Origin of the sequence: Actinacidiphila glaucinigra (assembly GCF_900188405.1) — a bacterium.
Taxonomy (GTDB): domain Bacteria; phylum Actinomycetota; class Actinomycetes; order Streptomycetales; family Streptomycetaceae; genus Actinacidiphila; species Actinacidiphila glaucinigra.
The window spans coordinates 74,264-94,982 of sequence record NZ_FZOF01000024.1 but is presented as its reverse complement, the minus strand read 5'-3'; the positions used below and the strand labels follow the sequence as shown (position 1 = coordinate 94,982).

Annotated in this window: 23 protein-coding genes; 15 read left to right on the top strand and 8 right to left on the bottom strand. The window is 72.4% G+C overall.

All coding sequences use genetic code 11. The features are described from left to right. Positions 1-15 precede the first annotated feature (15 nt). Positions 16-1,365: a D-inositol-3-phosphate glycosyltransferase gene (gene mshA / locus CHF15_RS33405; protein WP_089227657.1), complete on the top strand. Its 1,350-nt coding sequence runs from the start codon at positions 16-18 to the stop codon at positions 1,363-1,365. Then, on the top strand, positions 1,358-1,873 hold the full coding sequence (locus CHF15_RS33400; protein ID WP_089227715.1) for a YbjN domain-containing protein: 516 nt from the start codon (positions 1,358-1,360) through the stop codon (positions 1,871-1,873). The genes mshA and CHF15_RS33400 overlap by 8 nt, the downstream gene beginning before the upstream one ends. Positions 1,874-1,946: 73 nt before the next feature. Here the strand turns inward: CHF15_RS33400 and CHF15_RS33395 are convergent, their stop codons facing one another. Continuing rightward, on the bottom strand, positions 1,947-3,236 hold the full coding sequence (locus CHF15_RS33395; protein ID WP_089227656.1) for an MDR family MFS transporter: 1,290 nt from the start codon (positions 3,234-3,236) through the stop codon (positions 1,947-1,949). A 116-nt stretch (positions 3,237-3,352) separates the two neighbouring features. Between CHF15_RS33395 and CHF15_RS33390 the strand changes: the two genes are divergently transcribed. After that, positions 3,353-4,114 carry a phosphoglyceromutase gene (locus tag CHF15_RS33390; protein ID WP_089227655.1) on the top strand — a complete coding sequence of 254 codons (762 nt, stop codon included), beginning with the start codon at positions 3,353-3,355 and terminating at the stop codon, positions 4,112-4,114. Between the two features lie 114 nt (positions 4,115-4,228). On the opposite strand, the gene CHF15_RS33385 is transcribed toward CHF15_RS33390, so the two are convergent. Both CHF15_RS33385 and CHF15_RS33380 read right to left on the bottom strand, forming a co-directional pair. Next, a complete protein-coding gene (locus CHF15_RS33385) occupies positions 4,229-4,504 on the bottom strand; it encodes a ribosomal protein L7/L12 (protein WP_089227654.1) in 276 nt (91 codons plus the stop codon). 654 nt (positions 4,505-5,158) lie between these two features. Beyond that, positions 5,159-5,392, bottom strand: coding sequence for a hypothetical protein (locus CHF15_RS33380; protein ID WP_089227653.1), 234 nt, complete (start codon positions 5,390-5,392; stop codon positions 5,159-5,161). Positions 5,393-5,747: 355 nt separating this feature from the next. Here CHF15_RS33380 and CHF15_RS33375 point away from each other — a divergent pair, with 355 nt between their 5' ends. The 4 genes from CHF15_RS33375 (at position 5,748) to CHF15_RS33360 (ending at position 8,488) form a co-directional block, all read left to right on the top strand. Then, positions 5,748-6,143 carry a hypothetical protein gene (locus CHF15_RS33375; protein WP_089227652.1) on the top strand — a complete coding sequence of 132 codons (396 nt, stop codon included), beginning with the start codon at positions 5,748-5,750 and terminating at the stop codon, positions 6,141-6,143. A gap of 193 nt (positions 6,144-6,336) precedes the next feature. Further along, a complete protein-coding gene (locus CHF15_RS46000) occupies positions 6,337-7,275 on the top strand; it encodes a hypothetical protein (protein ID WP_245939170.1) in 939 nt (312 codons plus the stop codon). Positions 7,276-7,286: 11 nt separating this feature from the next. After that, positions 7,287-7,973, top strand: coding sequence for a class I SAM-dependent methyltransferase (locus tag CHF15_RS33365; RefSeq protein ID WP_089227651.1), 687 nt, complete (start codon positions 7,287-7,289; stop codon positions 7,971-7,973). A gap of 35 nt (positions 7,974-8,008) precedes the next feature. Beyond that, the gene (locus CHF15_RS33360; RefSeq protein WP_089227650.1) at positions 8,009-8,488 is read left to right on the top strand and encodes a VOC family protein; all 480 of its coding nucleotides are present in this window, start codon (positions 8,009-8,011) and stop codon (positions 8,486-8,488) included. Between the two features lie 88 nt (positions 8,489-8,576). Here the strand turns inward: CHF15_RS33360 and CHF15_RS45190 are convergent, their stop codons facing one another. Both CHF15_RS45190 and phoU read right to left on the bottom strand, forming a co-directional pair. Continuing rightward, the gene (locus CHF15_RS45190) at positions 8,577-8,747 is read right to left on the bottom strand and encodes a hypothetical protein (protein WP_179280081.1); all 171 of its coding nucleotides are present in this window, start codon (positions 8,745-8,747) and stop codon (positions 8,577-8,579) included. 153 nt (positions 8,748-8,900) lie between these two features. Then, positions 8,901-9,581: a phosphate signaling complex protein PhoU gene (gene phoU, locus CHF15_RS33355; protein ID WP_089227649.1), complete on the bottom strand. Its 681-nt coding sequence runs from the start codon at positions 9,579-9,581 to the stop codon at positions 8,901-8,903. A 205-nt stretch (positions 9,582-9,786) separates the two neighbouring features. Between phoU and CHF15_RS33350 the strand changes: the two genes are divergently transcribed. Together CHF15_RS33350 and CHF15_RS33345 are read left to right on the top strand one after the other, a co-directional pair. Next, a complete protein-coding gene (locus tag CHF15_RS33350) occupies positions 9,787-11,073 on the top strand; it encodes a sensor histidine kinase (protein WP_089227648.1) in 1,287 nt (428 codons plus the stop codon). After that, entirely contained in the window at positions 11,070-11,750 is a 681-nt protein-coding gene (locus CHF15_RS33345) for a response regulator transcription factor (RefSeq protein ID WP_018559602.1), read from the top strand. The genes CHF15_RS33350 and CHF15_RS33345 overlap by 4 nt, the downstream gene beginning before the upstream one ends. Positions 11,751-11,832: 82 nt before the next feature. On the opposite strand, the gene CHF15_RS33340 is transcribed toward CHF15_RS33345, so the two are convergent. Further along, positions 11,833-12,420: a DUF461 domain-containing protein gene (locus CHF15_RS33340; RefSeq protein ID WP_089227647.1), complete on the bottom strand. Its 588-nt coding sequence runs from the start codon at positions 12,418-12,420 to the stop codon at positions 11,833-11,835. Positions 12,421-13,035: 615 nt separating this feature from the next. On the opposite strand from CHF15_RS33340, the gene CHF15_RS33330 reads away from it, so the two are divergent. The 6 genes from CHF15_RS33330 (at position 13,036) to CHF15_RS33305 (ending at position 19,418) form a co-directional block, all read left to right on the top strand. Next, complete coding sequence (locus CHF15_RS33330; RefSeq protein ID WP_018559600.1) at positions 13,036-13,518, top strand: CarD family transcriptional regulator; 483 nt, start codon at positions 13,036-13,038, stop codon at positions 13,516-13,518. A 222-nt stretch (positions 13,519-13,740) separates the two neighbouring features. Beyond that, entirely contained in the window at positions 13,741-14,472 is a 732-nt protein-coding gene (gene ispD, locus CHF15_RS33325) for a 2-C-methyl-D-erythritol 4-phosphate cytidylyltransferase (protein ID WP_089227713.1), read from the top strand. Then, positions 14,462-14,986 carry a 2-C-methyl-D-erythritol 2,4-cyclodiphosphate synthase gene (gene ispF / locus CHF15_RS33320; RefSeq protein WP_089227645.1) on the top strand — a complete coding sequence of 175 codons (525 nt, stop codon included), beginning with the start codon at positions 14,462-14,464 and terminating at the stop codon, positions 14,984-14,986. The genes ispD and ispF overlap by 11 nt, the downstream gene beginning before the upstream one ends. Positions 14,987-15,164: 178 nt before the next feature. Then, positions 15,165-16,559 carry a cysteine--tRNA ligase gene (gene cysS, locus CHF15_RS33315; RefSeq protein ID WP_089227644.1) on the top strand — a complete coding sequence of 465 codons (1,395 nt, stop codon included), beginning with the start codon at positions 15,165-15,167 and terminating at the stop codon, positions 16,557-16,559. Positions 16,560-16,635: 76 nt separating this feature from the next. After that, positions 16,636-17,592 carry a 23S rRNA (guanosine(2251)-2'-O)-methyltransferase RlmB gene (gene rlmB / locus CHF15_RS33310; RefSeq protein WP_089227643.1) on the top strand — a complete coding sequence of 319 codons (957 nt, stop codon included), beginning with the start codon at positions 16,636-16,638 and terminating at the stop codon, positions 17,590-17,592. Between the two features lie 152 nt (positions 17,593-17,744). Continuing rightward, complete coding sequence (locus CHF15_RS33305) at positions 17,745-19,418, top strand: DoxX family protein (RefSeq protein ID WP_089227642.1); 1,674 nt, start codon at positions 17,745-17,747, stop codon at positions 19,416-19,418. A gap of 117 nt (positions 19,419-19,535) precedes the next feature. Here CHF15_RS33305 and CHF15_RS33300 read toward each other — a convergent pair whose 3' ends face one another. Together CHF15_RS33300 and CHF15_RS33295 are read right to left on the bottom strand one after the other, a co-directional pair. Then, a complete protein-coding gene (locus CHF15_RS33300; protein ID WP_089227641.1) occupies positions 19,536-20,273 on the bottom strand; it encodes a nucleotidyltransferase family protein in 738 nt (245 codons plus the stop codon). Positions 20,274-20,303: 30 nt separating this feature from the next. Next, positions 20,304-20,717, bottom strand: a complete 414-nt coding sequence (locus CHF15_RS33295; RefSeq protein WP_089227640.1) for a hypothetical protein — start codon at positions 20,715-20,717, stop codon at positions 20,304-20,306. Positions 20,718-20,719 lie beyond the last annotated feature (2 nt).

Genomic DNA, 20,719 nt, shown 5'->3' with positions numbered 1-20,719 from the left:
AGTGGAGGACGCGACGTGAGCCAGTACGTGGCGAAGGTCCTGGCCGGCGGTGCCCACCGCCGGTTGCGCCGCCATGCCGGTGGGCGCCGTCCGCGGCGCGTGGCCATGCTCAGCGTTCACACCTCGCCGCTCCACCAGCCCGGCACCGGGGACGCGGGCGGCATGAACGTCTACATCGTCGAGCTGGCCAAGCGGCTCGCGGAGGGCCCCGGCGTGGAGGTGGAGATCTTCACCCGCGCCACCACCGCCGCCCTGCCGCCCACGGTCGAGCTGGCCCCCGGGGTCCTGGTGCGGCACGTGGACGCGGGCCCGTACGAGGGCCTGAACAAGGAGGACCTCCCCGCGCAGCTGTGCGCCTTCACCCACGGGGTGATGCACGCCGAGGCCAGCCACCGGCAGGGCCACTACGACCTGGTGCACTCGCACTACTGGCTCTCCGGCCACGTCGGCTGGCTCGCCGCCGAGCGCTGGGGCGTCCCGCTCGTCCACGCCATGCACACCATGGCCAAGGTCAAGAACGCCGCGCTCGCCGAGGGCGACACCCCCGAGCCCACCGCCCGGGTCATCGGCGAGACGCAGATCGTCGGCGCCGCCGACCGGCTGATCGCCAACACCGCCGAGGAGTCGGACGAGCTGATCCGGCACTACGAGGCCGACCCCCGCAAGGTCGCCGTCGTCCACCCCGGGGTGAACCTGGAACGCTTCCGGCCGGACGCCCACGGCGGCCGCGCCGGGGCACGCGCGCGCCTCGGCCTGCCGCAGGACGCGGTGATCCCGCTGTTCGCCGGGCGGATACAGCCCCTCAAGGCGCCCGACATCCTGCTGCGCGCCGTGGCGATCCTGCTCGCGGAGGACCCGTCGCTGCGCGAACGCCTCGTCGTCCCCGTCGTCGGCGGGCCGAGCGGCAGCGGCCTGACCAGGCCCGAGCGCCTGCACAAGCTCGCCGCCCGGCTGGGCATCTCCGACCTCGTGCGCTTCCAGCCGCCGGTGGCCCAGGACCGGCTCGCGGACTGGTACCGGGCCGCGTCCGTACTGGTCATGCCCTCCTACAGCGAGTCGTTCGGGCTGGTCGCCATCGAGGCCCAGGCCTGCGGCACGCCGGTGGTGGCGGCATCGGTCGGCGGACTGCCGGTGGCGGTGAAGGACGGCGAGACCGGGTTCCTCGTCGCCGGTCACGACCCGGCCGACTACGCGCGCGCCCTGCGCCGCTACATCGAGCACCCGCAGCTGGTGCCCGCCATGGGCGCGGCCGCCGCCCGGCACGCGGAGTGCTTCGGCTGGGACGCGGCGGCCACCCGGACCGCCGAGGTGTACGCGGGTGCGATGGCCGAGCGCCGGCGTCGCCTACGATCGCCGCATGGGTGAGCGGGAGCAGACGGCGGCGCGCGCGGCGGTCGAACAGGCACTGCAGGACGCGGAACTCGGCTGGGAGACCGGCGCCGGGGGCGAGTACGTCGTCAAGCTCCCCGGCACGCGCAAGCTCTCCACCACCGTCGCCCTGGCGGTGGGACGGCACACCCTCACGGTCAACGCCTTCGTCGTGCGCCGCCCCGACGAGAACCACGAGGCGTTCTACCGCTGGCTCCTGGAGCGCAACACCCGGCTGTACGGGGTGGCCTACGCCATCGACGCGCTCGGCGACGTCTACCTCTCCGGCCGGCTGCCGCTCGTCGCGGTGACACCCGAGGAGGTCGACCGGGTGCTGGGCGCCGTCGTGGAGAACGCCGACGGCAGCTTCAACACCCTGCTGGAGCTGGGCTTCGCGGACGCGATCCGCAAGGAGCACGCCTGGCGGACCGCGCGCGGCGAGTCCACGCGCAACCTCGACGCCTTCACACATCTGATCGGCAAGGCGGACAAGGGCGCCGAGTAGCGCGCCGCCACCGCCTCGGCCCGGCGACGCGTCGCCACCGCCGCTCGTACGGGGTGCGGCGCGCCCGCACGGCCTAGCAGTCCGCGGTCGGCTCCGGTATGCGCGCCGGGGCCGGCGGCGCCGCGTCCACCGGCTCGGCCCGCGCCCCGCGCTCCCGCAGCAGCAGCCAGTACCCGGCGCCGGCGACGGTGCCGACCACGGCACAGGCCCCCCACACCACGCCGCCGCCCCACCGGTCCAGCGCCACGCCGCCCAGCAGCGGCCCGGCGAAGGAGGCCGCGGGCCAGGACAGGGAGTACATCCCCTGGTAGCGGCCCCGTGCGTGGGACGGTGCCAGGTCGGCGACGAGCGACATCGAGGCCGGCGCGTGCAGGATCTCGCCGATCGTCCACACCGCCACCGTGAAAGCGTAGAACGCGACCGTCCCGGCGAAGGCGGTGAGCCCGAAGCCCCAGCCCATCAGCAGCGTGCCCGCGGTGAGCAGCGCGGCCACGCTCCGCCGCTCGACGAGCCGGGTCAGCGGGAGCTGCAGGAGCACGATCAGCAGGCCGTTGAGGCCGATGACCAGGCCGTACTCGCTCGCGGTGAAGCCCTGGCGGCCCATGTGGACGGAGAGGGTCGTCGAGCCCTGCTGGGTGACCGTGCCCAGCAGGAACGTCAGGGCGACGAACGCCATGAAGCGCCGGTCGCGCAGCACGACCCCGAGGCCGACCCGGGACTCCTTCGTCCCGGCGACGTCCGCCGGCGGCGGTCCGGAAGCCGCGGGCTCATGGCCCGGCATCGACTCCGGCACCTTGGCGTAGATCACCAGTGCGCAGAGCAGCGTCATGAGTGCGTCGCCGAGGAACAGCCAGTAGTAGCCCTGCGAGGCGATGAGGCCGGCGGCCGCCGAGGAGACGGCGAAGCCGATGTTGATCGCCCAGTAGTTGAGGGAGAACGCGCGCACGCGGTCCGCCGCGGGCACCACGTCCGCCATCATCGCCTGCACGGCCGGCCGCGACGCGCTGCTCGCCAGGCCGATCACCAGGGCCACCGTCGCGATCGCCGCCTGCCCGTGGACGTACGCCAGCGCCGCCGTGGCGGCCGCGGCGGCGATCTGCGCCAGCAGCATCGTCGAGCGCCGCCCGACCCGGTCGGTCAGCACCCCGCCGACGACCGCGCCGAAGGCGCCGCCGAGGCCGTACAGGGAGGCGACGAGACCGGCGTAGGTGGCGGAGTAGCCCTGGTCCCGCGTGAGGTAGAGGGCGAGGAAGGTGACGACGAAGCCGCCGAGCCGGTTGACCAGGGTGCTGGTCCACAGCCACCAGAAGGTCCGGGGGAGTCCCGAGACGGTCTCCCGTACGGCACGTCTGACATCGGGCACGGCGGCTGCTCCTCGCGGCGTTCGGGGCGTCATAGGCGTAATGGGCCAGGCTGGCCTGCGCAGCTTACAGGCGCCCTCCGGAAGGCACCAAGAGGTTTTCTCTTAGACTCCTTGGCATGGCAGAAGCTCCCTACAAGCTGATCCTCCTCCGCCACGGCGAGAGCGAGTGGAACGCGAAGAACCTCTTCACCGGCTGGGTTGACGTCAACCTCAACGAGAAGGGCGAGAAGGAGGCGGTCCGGGGCGGCGAGCTGCTGAAGGACGCCGGACTCCTCCCCGACGTCGTCCACACCTCCCTCCAGAAGCGCGCGATCCGCACCGCGCAGCTGGCCCTCGAGGCCGCCGACCGGCACTGGATCCCCGTCCACCGCAGCTGGCGCCTCAACGAGCGCCACTACGGCGCCCTCCAGGGCAAGGACAAGGCGCAGACCCTCGCCGAGTTCGGCGAGGAGCAGTTCATGCTCTGGCGCCGTTCCTACGACACCCCGCCGCCGCCGATCGAGGACGGCAGCGAGTTCTCCCAGAGCGACGACCCGCGCTACGCCTCCATCCCGCCGGAGCTGCGCCCGCGCACCGAGTGCCTGAAGGACGTCGTCGACCGGATGCTGCCGTACTGGTACGACGGCATCGTCCCCGACCTCCTCACCGGCCGTACAGTGCTGGTCGCCGCCCACGGCAACAGCCTGCGCGCCCTCGTCAAGCACCTCGACGGCATCTCCGACGCCGACATCGCGGGCCTGAACATCCCCACCGGCATCCCGCTCGCCTACGAGCTCGACGCCGACTTCCGCCCCGTCACCCCGGGCGGCCGCTACCTCGACCCCGAGGCGGCCGCGGCGGCGATCGAGGCCGTGAAGAACCAGGGCAAGAAGAAGTAGTCCGACGCGATCAAGCCCCCTGCCTGCGGTTTCTTCGCGGGGAGGGGGCTTGTCGCCGCTCCGGGGCCGTCTGGGGGCCGTCTTGGGGCCGTCAGCCGGTTGGTCGGGCCGTGCTCAGTCCCTTAGAAACTCCGGCTCCGGCCGTTCTCGCGTCTCCGCCTGTGCTCCCACCTCGCGGAGGGCCGAGACGGCTGCCGCAGCGTCTTCCTCGGGCACGCCGGCGAGAATCACGGCGGGAACCCGCGTCACCAGAACCTTGCTGTGCCAGAGGCTCAGCTCCTTCAGCCGACGCACGACCTGCGCGACATCCAGCACGCGGACGCCCGGATCGGTGAGCACCACGTCATGGGGCACGTCGTCACACACCAGCTCCACGTACTCGCCCGTCATCGCTCCCCCACCCTTCTCCGGTTCGGACCCTACGAGCCCTGAAGTGCGTGTACGTCGCTCCTGGGCGCCATGCACGTGGTCATGGCCGTCATCAGTGCCCGGGGAGGGAGCCCGCTCCGCCACCCACGCCCACATCGCAGAGGCACCGCGCATCGCCGCAGTCGACCTCGGCGACGCCGGCATGAGTCGAGCCTCAACGTCGTTGCTTCGGGACGAAGAGGCGCGCGGCCGGCGCCGGCAGGTCTCGACCTTGGCCATCGGCGAAGCCCGACCGTCGGTTGGGTCCCGGGCTGTTCCCGGGCCGCCCCCGGACAGATTCGGGGATGCAGCCGCACTGCAGAGCTGGACACCTCGGAAGCCGACCGCGCACCTGCGAACGTAGCCTCGGCCACCGACAACGCTGGTTTTGGGCCCGGCCAGAGCGGCCAAGGATGACCAACGACGACCGACGACGACCACCAGGCGTACGAGCGCACTGGTCCTGAGTCGGGAGAAGCAGGTCATCCGGAGGACCGGCAGGACCCGGGGAAGAAGAAGTTCCGGGCCGGCTCGGACCTGGCGTGCCCGACGGGTAGGCATAGTCCCTGCGACTCTATCGGCTACGACCGGGCGGGAGCGCCCCGCGGCGCGTGGCTGCGGGGCGCTTTGTGCCGCCTAGTCGATCTTCTGGCCGTCGTACTTTCCGCCCTTGCAGGTGTTGGTCGCCCAATCGACTGTTCCGCCACCGTCCTCGCACTCACCCACGGTGGGGGCGGCGTCGGTGGGGGCGGCGTGGGTGGTGGCGCCGGTGGCGCCGGTGGTGGCGCCGGCGGTGGCGGCGCCTGTGAGGCCGAGTCCGGCGAGGGCTGCCGTCGCGATGAAGGCGGTGAGGATTCGTCGAATGCGCATGTGGTTCCCCTTTCACGGATTGCCTCGGGTGGGGCACTAGCCAGCTTGATCTTCACCCAAGTGGGTGGGCACGTCATGGTGCGCCATTCGGGTGACGGCGCTGTCGGGTGCGGGGTCGGTGCCGCGGCCCGTCGGACAGGCCCTGGTGCGGCGAGACCGCCCCGGCCGGGATCCGGTGCGTGGCCGTCGGCCGTCTTGCCGGTGTTTCGGTGCGTGCGGTCCATCGATCCGGGTCCGGGCAAGCGCACCCCCGGCCCCGATCCCGGGCCACGGCTGTCCGTGGGGGTCGGACATCCGTGCGAAGATCACGCCTGCGGCCGCCGGGTCGCACATGTGTCGCATGGGGGGCCTTGCTGTGGATGTCATCGGATGGACCGTGTTGGCGCTGTACTGGCTGCTGACCTTCGTCCCCGGCACCGCCGCACTCTGCGTCGGCTGGGTCCCGCCGTGGCTCAGGAAGACGGTGTCGTCGCCGCGCCTCAGCGGCTGGGCGGACATCTGCGCCGGCTTCGGAGGCACGCTCGCCGTGGGCCCGGTCCACCGTCACCTCGGCGGGACGCCGATGTCGGCGGTCGCCACGACCGTGGGCTTCTGCCTCTTCCTCGGCGCGTTCGGTCTCTACCGGCGGTCCTACCGGCCGGCGCCGGCCGCGGCGTCGGATTCGCCCGGCGCGGCGCCCCAGCGGACCACGGCAGCCCTCGTGCCCGCGGCGGCCGATTCCCACCAGCCCCAGGCACAGGGGGACTTCTAAGACGCGACGGCGCAAGGAACGACAGGCACGGAAAGCCGGCAGTACGGTCGAGGGTCCTCCCCGGTCGCCGTCCGAGCAGCGGCGTACAGCAACCGCGCGGGCGGCGGTCAACCGGATCCGCGCCGCCTCGGAGCCGCGGGGCCGGTGTCGGTGGCCGTCGCCGGCATCGGCGGCAGCCTTCGGGGAGGGAGCCATGGGGTACACCGGCGATTTCGTTCTGGCGCGCTGCGACACACCGTTGGAGCGGCTGCCCGTGCTCGGTGACCCCGCGCGGTGCATCGAGGAGCTCGACGAGTACCTGAACGTGTGCCGGCCGCGGCCCGGGGGCCGGCAGACGCTGCAACTCGGCAGGGGGCTCCCGGACAACGACGACGATCGGTGGCTGGACGCCCTGGTCGCCGCGACCGGTTCGCCCGTTCTGATCGCGAGCGTCTTCGACAGCGACGTCTGCCTTGTACGCGGCCGCACGCCGTCCGGCGCGGAATGGTCCGCCTTCCTCGACCCGGAGATGGCCGCCGACTACGAGATCGCCGGGTCGCCACCGCCCGCGGACGACCCGCCTCCGGGGGAGGGCGAGAAGGAGCGGAACGTCTGCTGGATGCTCGCGGAGGTGCCCGGGACCGCGCAGGAGGTCGCCGACTGGGCCGCCGAGGCCGGTTTCACCGCGGACCGTGAGGCTTTGCGCGAGGTACTCGCCCAACGGGCGGACCCGTGCGTGGAGGACCTCGTCTTCCAGTTGTTCGACGCCTGCGGACTGCCGCCCGCCCTACCCGAAGGAGCGGACCCCGTGGACATCGACCCCCTCGCGCACCCCGGGCACCACCCCGGTGACGGCAGCCCGCGCGGCAGCGCACTGGAGAAGGCCGTGCTGAACCTCCCCCGCGACGGGAACCTGGTGCTGGAGTGCGCCGCGGACGAGCAGTGCTACGCCCAGGTGTGGCACCGCCCGGACGGCACGTACCAGCTCGAGTACCGCGACCGCGCCCCCGCCGAGCACTACCTGACGCGTACGGTCTCGGCGGAGAAGGTCGTCGCGGCCCTGCAGGGCTGGACGGCGGGTGGGGCCGGCTGGCGGGACGCCTTCCAGTGGGATTCGATCGGCTCCTGGTTCACCGATTCCCAGGGGGCCTAAGGTCGTTCCCCATGACCGAGCCCTCCCTCCACCCCGTCTCGACGGCCCGTGCCTATGACTCCGTCGCCGTTCTCTACGCCGAGCTGTTCAGCGACTGGCTCGGCTCCCTCCCGCTGGACCGCGCGCTGATCGCGGCCTTCGCCGACTCCGTGCTGGCGGCCGGCGGCCGGACCGTCGCCGACCTCGGCTGCGGCCCTGGGTACGTCACCGCGCACCTCCGGGACCTCGGGCTGGACGCGTTCGGCGTCGACCTGTCGCCCGTGATGATCGGCCTCGCCCGCGAGGCGCATCCGGACCTGCGCTTCGACGTCGGCTCCATGGACGCCCTGCACGACGTCGCCGACGGCGAGCTGGACGGCATCCTGTCCTGGTACTCCGTCATCCACACCCCGCCGCGCGACCTGCCCGTGTACTTCGACGAGTTCCGCCGGACCATGGCCCCGGGCGGCCACCTCCTACTGGGCTTCTTCGAGTCCGGCGGCGGCCCCCTCGACGCGTTCGACCACAAGGTGACGACGGCCTACCGCTGGCCGATCGACGGCCTCGCCGCCCTGGCGGTGTCCGCCGGCTTCACCGAGACCGCCCGCATGCTGCGCGAGCCCGGACCGGACGAGCGCTTCCGCAGGGGCCATCTGCTCATGACCCGGAACGGCGGTCGCGCGGACGCCGATGAGTTTCCGGCGCCGGGGCCGTCCTAAGGGCGTACGCGCCCATGCGTCAGGAGGAGGCAGCGATGACCACCGACGGATTCACCACATGCCTGTGGTTCGACGGGAAGGCCGAGGAGGCGGCGGACTTCTACGTCTCGGTCTTCAAGAACTCGGCCATCGGCACGATCGGCCGCTACACCGAGGCCGGCCCGGGGCCCGCCGGGTCCGTGGTGGCCGTGGAGTTCACGGCCAACGGCCAGAAGTTCGTGGCGCTCAACGGCGGTCCGGAGTTCACCTTCAGCGAGGCGGTCTCGTTCCAGATCCGCTGCGCCGACCAGGCCGAGGTCGACCACTACTGGGAGAAGCTCACCGACGGCGGCGAGGAGGGCCCCTGCGGGTGGCTGAAGGACCGGTACGGGGTGTCGTGGCAGGTGTTCCCCGAGGTGCTGCTGCAGATGATCGGGGACGCCGACCCGGAGAAGGCCAGGCGGGCCACGGAGGCGATGCACTCCATGAAGAAGCTGGACCTCGCCGCGCTGCGCCGCGCCTACGACGGGGCGTGAGCGGGGGAGGACGGCGTCGGGGGCCCGTCCGGAGTGACCGGACGGGCCCCCGAGCGTGACGAACGCGGGTGGCGTGGAGTCGGTGGAGTCAGCAGCTGCCGCCGCAGCGGCAGGGCGCTCCGGACTGGCAACCGCATCCGCAGCCCGATCCGCAGCCGCACGCTCCGAGCAGCGGCAGCTCACGGATGCCGGGGGACTGCGGGGTCTCCTCGGGGAACGGCTGGTCGCGGGCGCTGGGTGACGTCGGGGACTCGGGCATGGTTACCCTCCTCTGCCGTTGGCGACGGCTGCCTGCATGCCTTTCACCAGTGAACGACGCCCCACCCCGGCGCATCAACGGCGCGCGGAAGCGTTACCCCGGAGGGTGCACACGCCCCGCGCGCCGTCCCGCGCCGTACGGCCGGTCCGGCCGCTAGTCCGCCGGCATCGGGGTGGGCGGCGGGGACAGCTCGTCCGCGTGCTCGCCCGTGACGAGGTAGACGACACGCTTGGCGACCGAGACCGCGTGGTCGGCGAAGCGCTCGTAGTAGCGGCCGACGAGCGTGACGTCCACGGCCGTCTCGATGCCGTGCTTCCAGCGGTCGTCGAGCAGGTGCTGGAAGAGCGTGCGGTGCAGCTCGTCCATGCGGTCGTCGTCCGCCTCCAGCTGCAGCGCGTCGTCGACGTCCTTGGTGACGATGACCTCGGCGGCCTTCGCCATCAGGCGCTGAGCCAGCTGGCCCATCTCCAGGATCGTGCTGTGCAGGTCGCCCGGGACGGCGGTGTTGGGGAAGCGCAGCCGTGCGAGTTTCGCCACATGCCGGGCGAGGTCGCCGGCGCGCTCCAGGTCCGCGCTCATGCGCAGGCTGGTGACGACGATCCGCAGGTCGGTCGCGACGGGCTGCTGGCGGGCGAGCAGGGTGATGGCGCGGTTCTCCAGCTCGCGCTGAAGGTCGTCCACCTTCTCGTCGGCGGCGATCACGCTCTCCGCGAGCTTGAGGTCGGCGTCGAGCAGTGCCGTGGTGGCCCGCCCGATCGCGGAGCCGACCAGCCTGGCCATCTCGACCAGGCCGTCACCGATCGAGTCGAGTTCCTCGTGATATGCGTCGCGCATCGCATTCCTTCCGTTGCCGCTTGAGCCATTCGAAAAGAGGATTGTCCTCCCACGCTGACACGCTCCCAACCTCGCGTGGGCACGCGTACCGCCCGAGCATCCGGAATGAACCGGTACTGACACCACGGTGAACTCTTGGCAACGCGCGTTCGAGAAGACGCTCCGACCCTGTGGGCCACTCATTTCGTCCCCCTAACCTGGGTGTATGGACGTGAACGCGGCAGTCGCCGCAGCCAGTGCGATCGCCGGGCTCTGCACCGGTGTGATCGCTGTGCTCGCGTTCCGCTGGAGCGAGCGGGAACAGGCCCGCCCCACACGCACATCCCTGCGGCCCGACGCCGCAGCCGTACTACCGCCGGGCGTGGACACGGTGCTGTCCGTGCTGCGCTCGTCGGCCGTCGTCCTCGACGAGGGCGACACGGTGGTCAAGGCGAGCTCGGCGGCGTACGCCCTCGGGCTGGTCCGCGGCGGCAGGCTCGCCGTCGACCAGATGCTGCAGATGGCCCGGGAGACCCGGCGGGACGGCGAGATACGGCAGGTGGAACTGGACCTGCCCCGCCGGGGCGCCGGCCGCGGGGAGGGTCTGGCGGTCTCCGCCCGGGTGGCACCACTGGGCTCGCGCCTGGTGCTGCTGCTGGTCGAGGACCTGACCGACGCCCGGCGCATCGAGGCGGTACGGCGAGACTTCGTCGCCAACGTCAGCCATGAGCTCAAGACGCCGGTCGGCGCGCTGTCGCTGCTCTCCGAAGCGGTGATGGACGCCAGCGACGACCCGGAGGCCGTCGAGCGCTTCGCGGGCCGGATGCAGATCGAGGCGGCCCGGCTGACCAGCCTGGTCCAGGAGATCATCGACCTCTCCCGGGTCCAGGACGACAACCCCCTCGACGACGCCGAGCCCGTCGCCGTCGACGACCTCGTCGCCGAGGCCGTCGACCGCTGCCGCCACCCGGCGAACGCCAAGCAGATCACCATGGCCACCGGCGGTGCCCCCGACCTGTACATCTGGGGCAACCGCAGCCAGCTCGCGGCCGCACTCGGCAACCTCGTCGAGAACGCGGTCAACTACAGCCCGGCCCGCACCCGCGTGGGGATCGCGGGCCGCAGGGTCGCCGCACCCGGCGGCGACCTGATCGAGATCTCCGTGACCGACCAGGGAACCGGCATCTCCGAAAAGGACCGGGACCGCATCTTCGAGCGGTTCTACCGGGTCGACCCGGCGCGTTCGCGCGCCACGGGCGGCACCGGGCTCGGTCTGTCCATCGTCAAGCACGTGGCCGCCTCCCACGGCGGGGAGGTCACGGTGTGGAGCGCCGAAGGCCAGGGCTCCACCTTCACCCTGCGGCTGCCCGAAGCCGCGGTGTCCCGGGACGGCCGGGACCGCTCCACCGCCGTGGCGGCGGAGGACGGGGAGCCCGGGCCCGGCTCCGGCTCCTCCTCCGCGCTCTACGAGACGTTTCCCGATCACATCCCCGCCCCGGAGGTCCTCCCGTGACCCGAGTACTCGTCGTCGAGGACGAAGAGTCCTTCAGTGATGCCCTGTCGTACATGCTCCGCAAGGAGGGCTTCGAGGTCGCCATCGCGGCGACCGGGCCCGACGCGCTGGACGAGTTCGAGCGCAACGGCGCCGACCTGGTCCTGCTCGACCTGATGCTGCCGGGCCTGCCCGGCACGGAGGTCTGCCGCCAGCTGCGGCTGAAGTCCACCGTCCCGGTGATCATGGTCACCGCGAAGGACAGCGAGATCGACAAGGTTGTCGGTCTCGAAATAGGAGCGGACGACTACGTCACCAAGCCCTACTCCTCGCGCGAGCTGGTCGCCCGCATCCGCGCGGTGCTGCGCCGCCGCGGCGAGCCCGAGGAGATCTCGCCCTCGGCGCTGGAGGCCGGCCCGGTCCGCATGGACGTCGACCGGCACGTCGTCACGGTGGGCGGCGGCAAGGTCGACCTGCCGCTCAAGGAGTTCGACCTCCTGGAGATGCTGCTGCGCAACGCGGGCCGCGTCCTCACCCGCATGCAGCTGATCGACCGGGTCTGGGGCGCCGACTACGTCGGCGACACCAAGACCCTCGACGTCCACGTCAAGCGGCTCCGCGCCAAGATCGAGCCGGACCCGGGTGCGCCGCGCTACCTGGTGACGGTCCGTGGCCTGGGCTACAAGTTCGAGCCGTAAACCGGCCGCGGCCGGCACCGCCGGACGTGAAGGGGCCCCGGGAGCGATGCGCTCCCGGGGCCTCTTCGTGTGCCGGGGTGCCTCAGCCGGCGGGCGACTCGGTGATCGTCTCCGTCTCGGTGGGCGAGGCCGTGACGCCCTCGGCGGGCGACTCGCCCGGGCTCGCGGACTCGGTGGGCGAGGGCTTCTCGCTCGGCCCGAAGGAGGTGTAGTAGCCGGCGGCGGGCAGCGCGAGGCTCTGCAGGGAGACCTCACCGGTCTCGCTGAAGTCGAAGACGACGTCCTTGAAGTCCCCGTCGTTCTTGCTCGCGGAGCCGCCCTTGAAAATGGCGGACGGGTTGCCGTCGCCGCCGAGCAGCACGGAGCTGTGGCCGGGCAGCGTGATCGGGCCGGACAGCTTGGCGTCCAGCTCACCGACCTTGACGGAGTCCAGGGTCTGCTGGTCGTCGCCGTTGTTGAAGATCTTGGCCGTCACCGAGGAGGAGCCGTCGGAGGTGGCCTGGGTGAGCACCACGACGTTCTGGACCTCGATGTCGCCGACGCTGGTCGCGGCGTTGTCCGGCCTGACGCGCAGCGTCTCCGCGTTGTTCCCGGCGGCGCAGGCGGCGAGCGGGAAGAGCGAGAGTGCGAGGGCGGCGGCGAGGGCGCCGCGTCGAAGGCTGCTGCTCACGGCGGCGGCATCTCCTTGGGCGGGGTACGGGAGGTACGGACGTACGGACGTACGGGACTTACGGGTTACCTGGTGCGGGATCAGGTTACCGAGCCCGTCCGGCGTGCCCGCACCCGGCCACCCCCGGGTGGGCCGGGGCTTCACCCGCCCGGGTGTCCCGGGGGCGTTCCGGGGGCCGCTGGCGGCCTTCCGCGGGGGCTTCGGACAGGCCGGCCCGGGCGCGGCGGAATCCATTCCGGGATTCCACCGAACGATTCCCGCCACACCGGCAAGATCCATTTACCGTTCATCCGCCGGACGGAAATCCGGCGTGGTGCGAAAATGGATCGCAGCAAGCCCGTGGCGGCCGAACGGAGTAGCGGGAGACCCCCCGCAAGAGAGCGACAAATCGGGATGTTCCTCCCCTTGTCCGGGCCGTCCGCAGGGTGTAACGGGGGCGTTTCAGGGCCCCTCGGCACCCGCTCCGACCTGCGAATTCCGCGTTCCGCCGGCCCTTCGCAGCACGTTCCGGTCGCACTTGTCAAGCCCCGAGATATGCCCTGACCTGCGAAAACGCCATTCAGAACCAGCCGTTCCCGTGTTACCCTGGATAGCCACGGAAGGGGTACCTGTCACATGACGTTCAAGGTTGGCGACACCGTGGTCTATCCCCATCACGGGGCCGCGCTGATCGAGGCCATCGAAACTCGCCAGATCAAAGGCGTGGACAAGACCTACTTGGTGCTCAAGGTCGCCCAGGGCGACTTGACGGTACGCGTGCCCGCGGACAATGCGGAGTTCGTCGGCGTGCGCGACGTGGTCGGTCAGGAAGGGCTGGACCGGGTCTTCGAGGTGCTGCGCGCACCGTACACCGAGGAGCCCACCAACTGGTCCCGCCGCTACAAGGCAAATCTGGAGAAGCTCGCCTCCGGCGACGTCATCAAGGTCGCGGAAGTCGTGCGTGACCTGTGGCGTCGTGAGCGGGAGCGCGGGCTGTCGGCCGGTGAGAAGCGCATGCTCGCCAAGGCCCGCCAGATCCTGGTCAGTGAGCTCGCGCTCGCGGAGAACACCAACGAGGACAAGGCCGAGACCCTCCTCGACGAGGTCCTCGCGTCCTGACGCGGATTTCCGCCGTAGTGCCCGGTGCGTTCCATACGCCGGGCACTGCGGCATGCCGGGGCGCCTTCACGGTGGCCTGGCACTTCGACGACGCCGAGGAGCCCCCTCGTCTTCGTTCGCGCGTCGCTTCCCCCTGCATACTGGGTGCCGGGCCCGGGCAGCTGGCCCTGTCGGGGTCACGGAAGGGTCCGACAGGGGCTTCGCGCCCGGCACGTTGAGGCGATACCCATTTCGGCCAAGGACACAAACCTGACTACCGCGGCAGTCATTCCCGCCGCCGGACGTGGAGTCCGGCTCGGCCCCGGTGCGCCCAAGGCGCTGCGCACCCTGGGCGGCGTCCCGATCCTCGTGCACGCGGTGCGTGCCATGACCCGCGCCCGCGCGGTGTCCCTGGTCGTGGTGGTGGCGCCGCCCGACGGGGTCGCCGAGGTCAGGGCGCTGCTCGACAGCCACGGTCTGCCCGAGGCGAAGGACATAAGGATCGTCGCCGGCGGCGAGAGCCGGCAGGACTCGGTACGGCTCGGCCTGGCCGCGCTGCCGGACGAGGTCGAGGTGGTGCTCGTCCACGACGCCGCCCGCCCGCTGGTGCCGGTCGACATGGTCGACGCCGTCGCCGCCGCCGTGCGCGACGGCGCCCCGGCCGTCGTGCCGGGGCTGCCGCTCGCCGACACGGTCAAGGAGATCGACCCGGCCACCGAGGCCGTCGTCGGCACCCCGGACCGCTCGCTGCTGCGCGCCGTCCAGACCCCCCAGGGCTTCGACCGGGCGACGCTGCTCAAGGCGCACACCACGGTCACCGGGGCGGTCACGGACGACGCGAGCATGGTGGAGCGGCTCGGCGTCCAGGTGCTGGTCGTGCCGGGGCACGAGGAGGCCTTCAAGGTCACCCGCCCGCTGGACCTGGTCCTCGCCGAGGCCGTGCTCGCCCGCAGGAGGGCCACCGATGACTACTGAGCCGACCGCCGCCGCCGCGGCCCCGCACGTCCCCGTGCTGCCCCAGGTGGGCATCGGCACCGACATCCACGCCTTCGAACCGGGCCGTGAACTGTGGGTCGCCGGCCTGCTCTGGGAAGGCGAGGGGGACGGCCTGGCCGGGCACTCCGATGCCGACGTGGTCGCGCACGCCGCCTGCAACGCGCTGTTCTCCGCCGCCGGCATGGGCGACCTGGGCGCGCACTTCGGCACCGGGCGCCCGGAGTGGTCCGGCGCCTCCGGTGTGACCTTGCTCACGGAGGCGGCCCGGATCGTCCGCGAGGCGGGCTACGACATCGGCAACGTGGCCGTCCAGGTCATCGGCCCGCGCCCCAAGATCGGCAAGCGCCGTGACGAGGCCCAGAAGATCCTTTCCGCCGCGGTGGGCGCCCCCGTGGCCGTCTCCGGCGCGACGACCGACGGTCTGGGCTTCACCGGGCGCGGCGAGGGACTGGCCGCCGTGGCGACCGCACTGGTGGTCCGCCGGGCGAAGTGACGTGCGGCGCGGACGAGTTGGCCCGCCTCCCGCGAGACCGCGCCGTCCGCCGTACGGGTGAAGCGGCCACCGGCCGGCCGCGCGGGCGGCCGGTGCCACGGCCCCCGCGAGCGTCACAACACCGTGAAGCTCACGCGGAGCGGACGGCGCACGCACCCGGGGCCACTACCCTTGATGCGTGACTATTCGCCTGTACGACACCGACGCGCGCCAGGTCCGTGACTTCACCCCGCTCCGGCCGGGCTGCGTCTCGATCTACCTGTGCGGCGCGACCGTGCAGGCGGCCCCGCACATCGGGCACATCCGGTCCGGCCTGAACTTCGACATCATGCGCCGCTGGTTCGCCTACCGCGGCTACGACGTGACGTTCGTCCGCAACGTCACCGACATCGACGACAAGATCATCGCCAAGTCCGGCGAGCAGGGCCGCCCCTGGTGGGCGATCGGCTACGAGAACGAGCGGGCCTTCAACGAGGGTTACGACGCGCTCGGCTGCCTGCCGCCCACGTACGAGCCGCGCGCCACCGGCCACGTGCCCGAGATGATCGAGATGATGCGCGGCCTCATCGAGCGCGGTCACGCCTACGAGTCCGAGGGCAACGTCTACTTCGACGTCCGCTCCTTCCCGGACTACCTGGAGCTGTCCAACCAGGAGCTCGACAACCTGCGCCAGCCGGAGAGCGAGGGCGAGACCGGCAAGCGGGACGCCCGCGACTTCGCGATGTGGAAGGCCGTCAAGCCCGGCGAGCCGTTCTGGGAGACGCCGTGGGGCCCCGGCCGCCCCGGCTGGCACCTGGAGTGCTCCGCGATGGCCCACAAGTACCTGGGCACCGCCTTCGACATCCACGGCGGCGGCATCGACCTGATCTTCCCGCACCACGAGAACGAGATCGCCCAGGCCAAGGCCTTCGGCGACGACTTCGCGCAGTACTGGGTGCACAACGCCTGGGTCACGATGAGCGGCGAGAAGATGAGCAAGTCGCTCGGCAACTCGGTCCTCGTGAGCGAGATGACCAAGCGCTGGCGGCCCATCGTGCTGCGCTACTACCTCGGCACCCCGCACTACCGCTCGATGATCGAGTACAGCGAGGAGTCGCTGCGCGAGGCCGAGTCGGCGTTCGCGCGCATCGAGGGCTTCGTGCAGCGGGTCGTCGAGATGGCGGGCCCGGTCGAGCCGGCCGCCGAGGTGCCGCCGGCCTTCGCCGAGGCGATGGACGACGACATGGGCGTACCGCAGGCGCTGGCCATCGTCCACACCACCGTCCGGCAGGGCAACTCGGCGCTCACCGCGGACGACAAGGAGAGCGCCGTCGCCCGCCTCGCCGAGGTGCGCGCGATGCTCGGCGTCCTGGGCCTCGACCCGCTGGACCCGCACTGGGCCGGCGACGGCCGCGGCGAGGACCTGCACGGGGTCGTGGACTCCCTCGTCCGGCTGGTGCTGGAGCAGCGGGAGTCGGCCCGGGGCCGCAAGGACTACGCGACCGCCGACGCCATCCGCGACCGGCTCCAGCAGTCCGGGCTGGAGATCGAGGACACCCCCTCGGGTCCGCGCTGGACGCTCGGCTCCCGGTAGCCGGGCGCCCGCGTCATCATTGACACATACGTACGTTCACGCAGTAGCAGCAACAGCAGCAGGAAACAGGTGACCCATGGCCGGCAACAGCCAGCGCAGGAACCGCCGCACGTCCAACAAGAAGGGCGCGACGGTCGGTAGCGGCGGGCAGCGGCGCAGGGGCCTGGAGGGCAAGGGCCCCACCCCGCCCGCGGAGGCACGCAAGGGGCACGCCAAGCAGCGGGCCGCCAACGCCAAGGTGAAGCGCGCCGCGTCCACGCAGTCCCGCCGCCCCTCGGGCCGGGGCGCCAAGTCGACCTCCGAGCTGGTGGCCGGCCGCAACCCGGTGGTGGAGGCGCTGCGCGCCGACATCCCGGCCTCGGCGGTCTACGTCCAGCAGTTCATCGACAACGACGAGCGCGTGCGCGAGGCGATCAAGCTCGCCACCGACCGGGGCATCCCGCTGATGGAGGCCCCGCGCCCCGAGCTGGACCGCATCACCAACGGGCTCAACCACCAGGGCCTGGTGCTGCAGATCCCGCCGTACGAGTACGCGCACCCCGAAGACCTCGCCGCCGCGGCCTTCGACGCGGGCGAGGACCCGCTGATCATGGCGCTGGACGGAGTCACCGACCCGCGCAACCTCGGTGCCGTCGTCCGCTCCGTCGCCGCCTTCGGCGGTCACGGGGTCGTCGTGCCCGAGCGCCGCGCCGCCGGGATGACCGCGGGCGCTTGGAAGACCTCGGCCGGCACCGCCGCGCAGGTCCAGGTGGCCCGGGCCACCAACCTCACCCGCACCCTGGAGGCCTACCAGAAGGCGGGCCTCACGGTCGTCGGCCTGGCCGCCGACGGCGAGGTCGAGCTGCAGGACCTCGAGGCGCTGGCCGGACCGGTCGTCGTCGTCGCGGGCTCGGAGGGCAAGGGCCTGTCCCGGCTGGTCGGCGAGACCTGCGACCTGCGGGTGCGCATCCCGATGCCGGGCGGCGCGGAGTCGCTGAACGCCGGCGTCGCCGCGGGCATCGTGCTCTACGAGGCCTCGCGCCGCCGGGCCTGAACCCCGGCGGGCCGCCGGGCCCGAACGGGCTCGCCCCCGGTCCCCGGGCCGGGACGCGCCCCCGGACGCGCCCCGGCGGCAACCTCGATTGACGGGCCTCGGACACAACGGGGCCCGTCACACAGTGTCCTTATCGGGTGTCACTCGGTTAGATGAGTGTGGACACCAGAACACCCCGCACTCCTCCGGGGGGACGGTCGTCGTCGATCACCGACGAGCCTGTGCTCAACATGCTCAAGGTCTCCTCCGACCCGGCCCAGGTCATCGTCAATCACGCGAGCTTCCGCGTGCAGCTCGGCGCGACGTCGGGCCGGGCCCTGACGAGGACCCAGCGCGTCCCCGTCATCCCGACCTCCGTCCGCCCCTCCGCCGCCGCGCAGCGGCGCGGCGCGCCCCTGGTGTGGTCCGGGCGCAGCCAACCCGGCGACGCCGCCGCCGGCCAGCTGTTCGCCGCGGTGCGCAACGGTCAGGTGGACGGTCTCGACCTCGGTGCCGCGACGCAGGTGCTGCCGCGGATCGAGGAGCCGCCGCAGCCCGTCGTCGGCCCGCCGCGCCGGCCGCCGGCGCCCGGCGAGATGCTCGGCGGCATCCGTCCCGCGCGCGGCGCCTACGACGACCTCCTCGACCCCGAGGACACCAACGAGTTCGCGTACACCGCGCCGCCCGCCGGCCCCGGGGACGAGGACCCCGACTTCGACCCGTACGAGGAGGCCGGCGAGGAGTACGCCCGCGGCCGCGGCCGGGAGCGCACGGATCCCATCCGGCACGCCTACTACCCCGGCCGCCGGATGAACCTCGGCATCGTCCTGCTGCCGCTGCGCATCTTCCTCGGCTTCATCTCCATCTACGCCGGCATGGGCAAGCTCTGCGACCCCGTCTACTTCGACGGCGGCAAGCGCGGCTCGATGGTCACCTGGCTCGCCTCGCTCCACCCGTGGGGCATGGCCGAGCCGCTGCGCGACCTCGCCCTCGCACACCCCATCGGCGCCGGGCTGACGGTGGCCTTCCTGCAGGTCATCGCCGGTGTGCTGACGGTCTTCGGACTCTGGCAGCGGTTCGCGGCGTCGATCGGCGCCCTGCTGTCGGCGGCACTGCTGGTGACGGTGAGCTGGCGGACCGTCCCGGCGTACGACACGCCCGACATCATCCTGCTCGCCGCCTGGAGCCCCCTGGTCATCGCGGGGGCGCCGGTCTACTCCGCCGACGGCCGCCTGGCGAGCGAGGCCTGGCGCAAGCTCGGCCCGCGCGCCCCGCTGGCGGAGCTGCGGCGCCGGGTGCTGCGCCGCGGCGCGGTGCTGGCCACCGTGCTCGTCGGGATCTCGCTCGTGGTCGGGGCCACCCTCGGCACCGCCGTACGGTCCACCAGCCCGCGGTCCCAGCTCCCCGCCCCGACGGACCTGCCGACCAACAACCTCGAGGGCTCGGCGCTGCCCGAGGTGCCCGGGGAGAAGTCCTCCAGGCCCTCCACGGCCCCCTCGGCGGGCCGTTCCGGCGGTCCCTCGTCCTCGCCGTCCCCCTCGCCGTCGGCCCCGGGGGCGGCGTCCAGGGCGCCCAGCGCCACGCAGTCGCGTCCCGGGTCGTCCTCGGCCAACACCGGCAGCGGCGGCGGCACCGGCGGCGGGCCCGCGCAGACCCCGCCGTCCGTCCCGTCCCGTCCCACGGTGCCCAGCAACCCGCCCACGCAGGGCGGCGGCAACGGCGGTGGCGGCAACGGCGGAGGTTCCTCCGACAGCGGCGGCGCGCTCGGCGGGCTGCTGGGCAGCGGGGAGACCTCCGGCTGGCTGCTCGGCGCCCCGTCACGGCACGGCTCGGGGAAGGTCGCGTAACGTCCGTACGGCACACGGGAAGAGGCGGCCGGAGGTTCCTTCCTCCGGCCGCCTCTTCGTGCCCGTGGTGGGCCGTTGTGGCCCGTTCTGCCCGCTCTGCGTACCGGCGGCCGGCGCTCAGGGCCGGGAAGCGAGTTCCTTGGCGGCCTCGGCCAGGTCCTTGGCGGTGTCGATGGCCCGCCAGTACGCGCCCTGGGGCAGCGGGAAGCCAGCGAGGCGCCGCTCCCGGGCGAGTTGGGGGAAGGTCGTGCGCTCGTGGTCACCGCGCTCGGGGAGCAGCCCCGTGAACTCGGGGGAGAAGACGTAGACGCCCGCGTTGATCAGGAACGGCGAGGGCGGCGACTCGATGAAGTCCAGGACGTGGCCGAACTCGTCGGTCTCCACGGCGCCCCAGGGGATGCGCGGACGGGCCAGCGCCAGGGTGGCGACCGCGGCCCGCTCGACATGGAAGGCGGCCATCTCCCGCAGGGAGAACCGCGTCCAGATGTCGCCGTTGGTGGCGTACCAGGCCTCCTGGGGCCGGGGCAGGGAGGCGGCGGCGTACCTCAGACCGCCACCGCGGCCGAGCGGTTCGCGCTCGACGACCGTGGTCACCCGCAGTGGCAGCCCGGCCGCCGCGCCGGCGAGCCACTCCTGGAGGACCTCAGCGAGATGGCCGCACGAGATCACGGCGTCGGTGACGCCCTCGGCGGCCAGCCAGGCGAGTTGATGGCCGATGATCGGGATCCCGGTTCCCGGGATCTCGATCATCGGCTTGGGGCGGGTGTCGGTGTAGGGCCGCAGGCGGGAGCCCTGTCCTCCGGCGAGGAGGACGGCCTGGGTCACCGCCTGGGAGGTCGCGGGCGTGCCGGTCATGGGCGCACCCTACGCGACCCGCGCGACGGGTCATCCGACCGAGGCCACGCCCGTCGCGAAGGCGGTGTCGCAGACCGGCCGCGACCAGGCCTGGGCACGGTGCACCGAGCCGTACTTGGCGACCGCGGCACGGCCCAGGGACCGGGCGATCGAGCCGCAGTACTGCGCCAGCGAGGGCCGCTCGGCCATCTCGCGCTGAAGGTGCGTCAGGGCGACACCGGGGTTCTTCTGCTGCACCTCGCCCAGCAGCCTGCGGCGGAGCACCTCCTGCGGGGCCGACCGTGCGGTCGCCGTCTCCTTCTGGTGCGAGGCGGTGAGGACTTGGGCCTCGGACGCCGAAGTCGCCCACGGGACGCGGGTGACGGCGAGGGTTCCGGAGAGCACGAGGACGACCGGGAGGACGAGGGCGAGTGACTTGCCGATGCGGCGGGCTACCTGGTTCACGG

Bases quoted from the DNA above. Each gene is read 5' to 3' on its own strand.
- CHF15_RS33400 (WP_089227715.1), top strand. From the start codon at position 1,358: ATGGGTGAGCGGGAGCAGACGGCGGCGCGCGCGGCGGTCGAACAGGCA.
- CHF15_RS33390 (WP_089227655.1), top strand. From the start codon at position 3,353: ATGGCAGAAGCTCCCTACAAGCTGATCCTCCTCCGCCACGGCGAGAGC.
- CHF15_RS33385 (WP_089227654.1), bottom strand. From the start codon at position 4,504: ATGACGGGCGAGTACGTGGAGCTGGTGTGTGACGACGTGCCCCATGAC.
- CHF15_RS33380 (WP_089227653.1), bottom strand. From the start codon at position 5,392: ATGCGCATTCGACGAATCCTCACCGCCTTCATCGCGACGGCAGCCCTC.
- CHF15_RS46000 (WP_245939170.1), top strand. From the start codon at position 6,337: ATGGGGTACACCGGCGATTTCGTTCTGGCGCGCTGCGACACACCGTTG.
- CHF15_RS33365 (WP_089227651.1), top strand. From the start codon at position 7,287: ATGACCGAGCCCTCCCTCCACCCCGTCTCGACGGCCCGTGCCTATGAC.
- CHF15_RS33360 (WP_089227650.1), top strand. From the start codon at position 8,009: ATGACCACCGACGGATTCACCACATGCCTGTGGTTCGACGGGAAGGCC.
- CHF15_RS45190 (WP_179280081.1), bottom strand. From the start codon at position 8,747: ATGCCCGAGTCCCCGACGTCACCCAGCGCCCGCGACCAGCCGTTCCCC.
- phoU (WP_089227649.1), bottom strand. From the start codon at position 9,581: ATGCGCGACGCATATCACGAGGAACTCGACTCGATCGGTGACGGCCTG.
- CHF15_RS33350 (WP_089227648.1), top strand. From the start codon at position 9,787: ATGGACGTGAACGCGGCAGTCGCCGCAGCCAGTGCGATCGCCGGGCTC.
- CHF15_RS33330 (WP_018559600.1), top strand. From the start codon at position 13,036: ATGACGTTCAAGGTTGGCGACACCGTGGTCTATCCCCATCACGGGGCC.
- ispF (WP_089227645.1), top strand. From the start codon at position 14,462: ATGACTACTGAGCCGACCGCCGCCGCCGCGGCCCCGCACGTCCCCGTG.
- rlmB (WP_089227643.1), top strand. From the start codon at position 16,636: ATGGCCGGCAACAGCCAGCGCAGGAACCGCCGCACGTCCAACAAGAAG.
- CHF15_RS33305 (WP_089227642.1), top strand. From the start codon at position 17,745: ATGAGTGTGGACACCAGAACACCCCGCACTCCTCCGGGGGGACGGTCG.
- CHF15_RS33300 (WP_089227641.1), bottom strand. From the start codon at position 20,273: ATGACCGGCACGCCCGCGACCTCCCAGGCGGTGACCCAGGCCGTCCTC.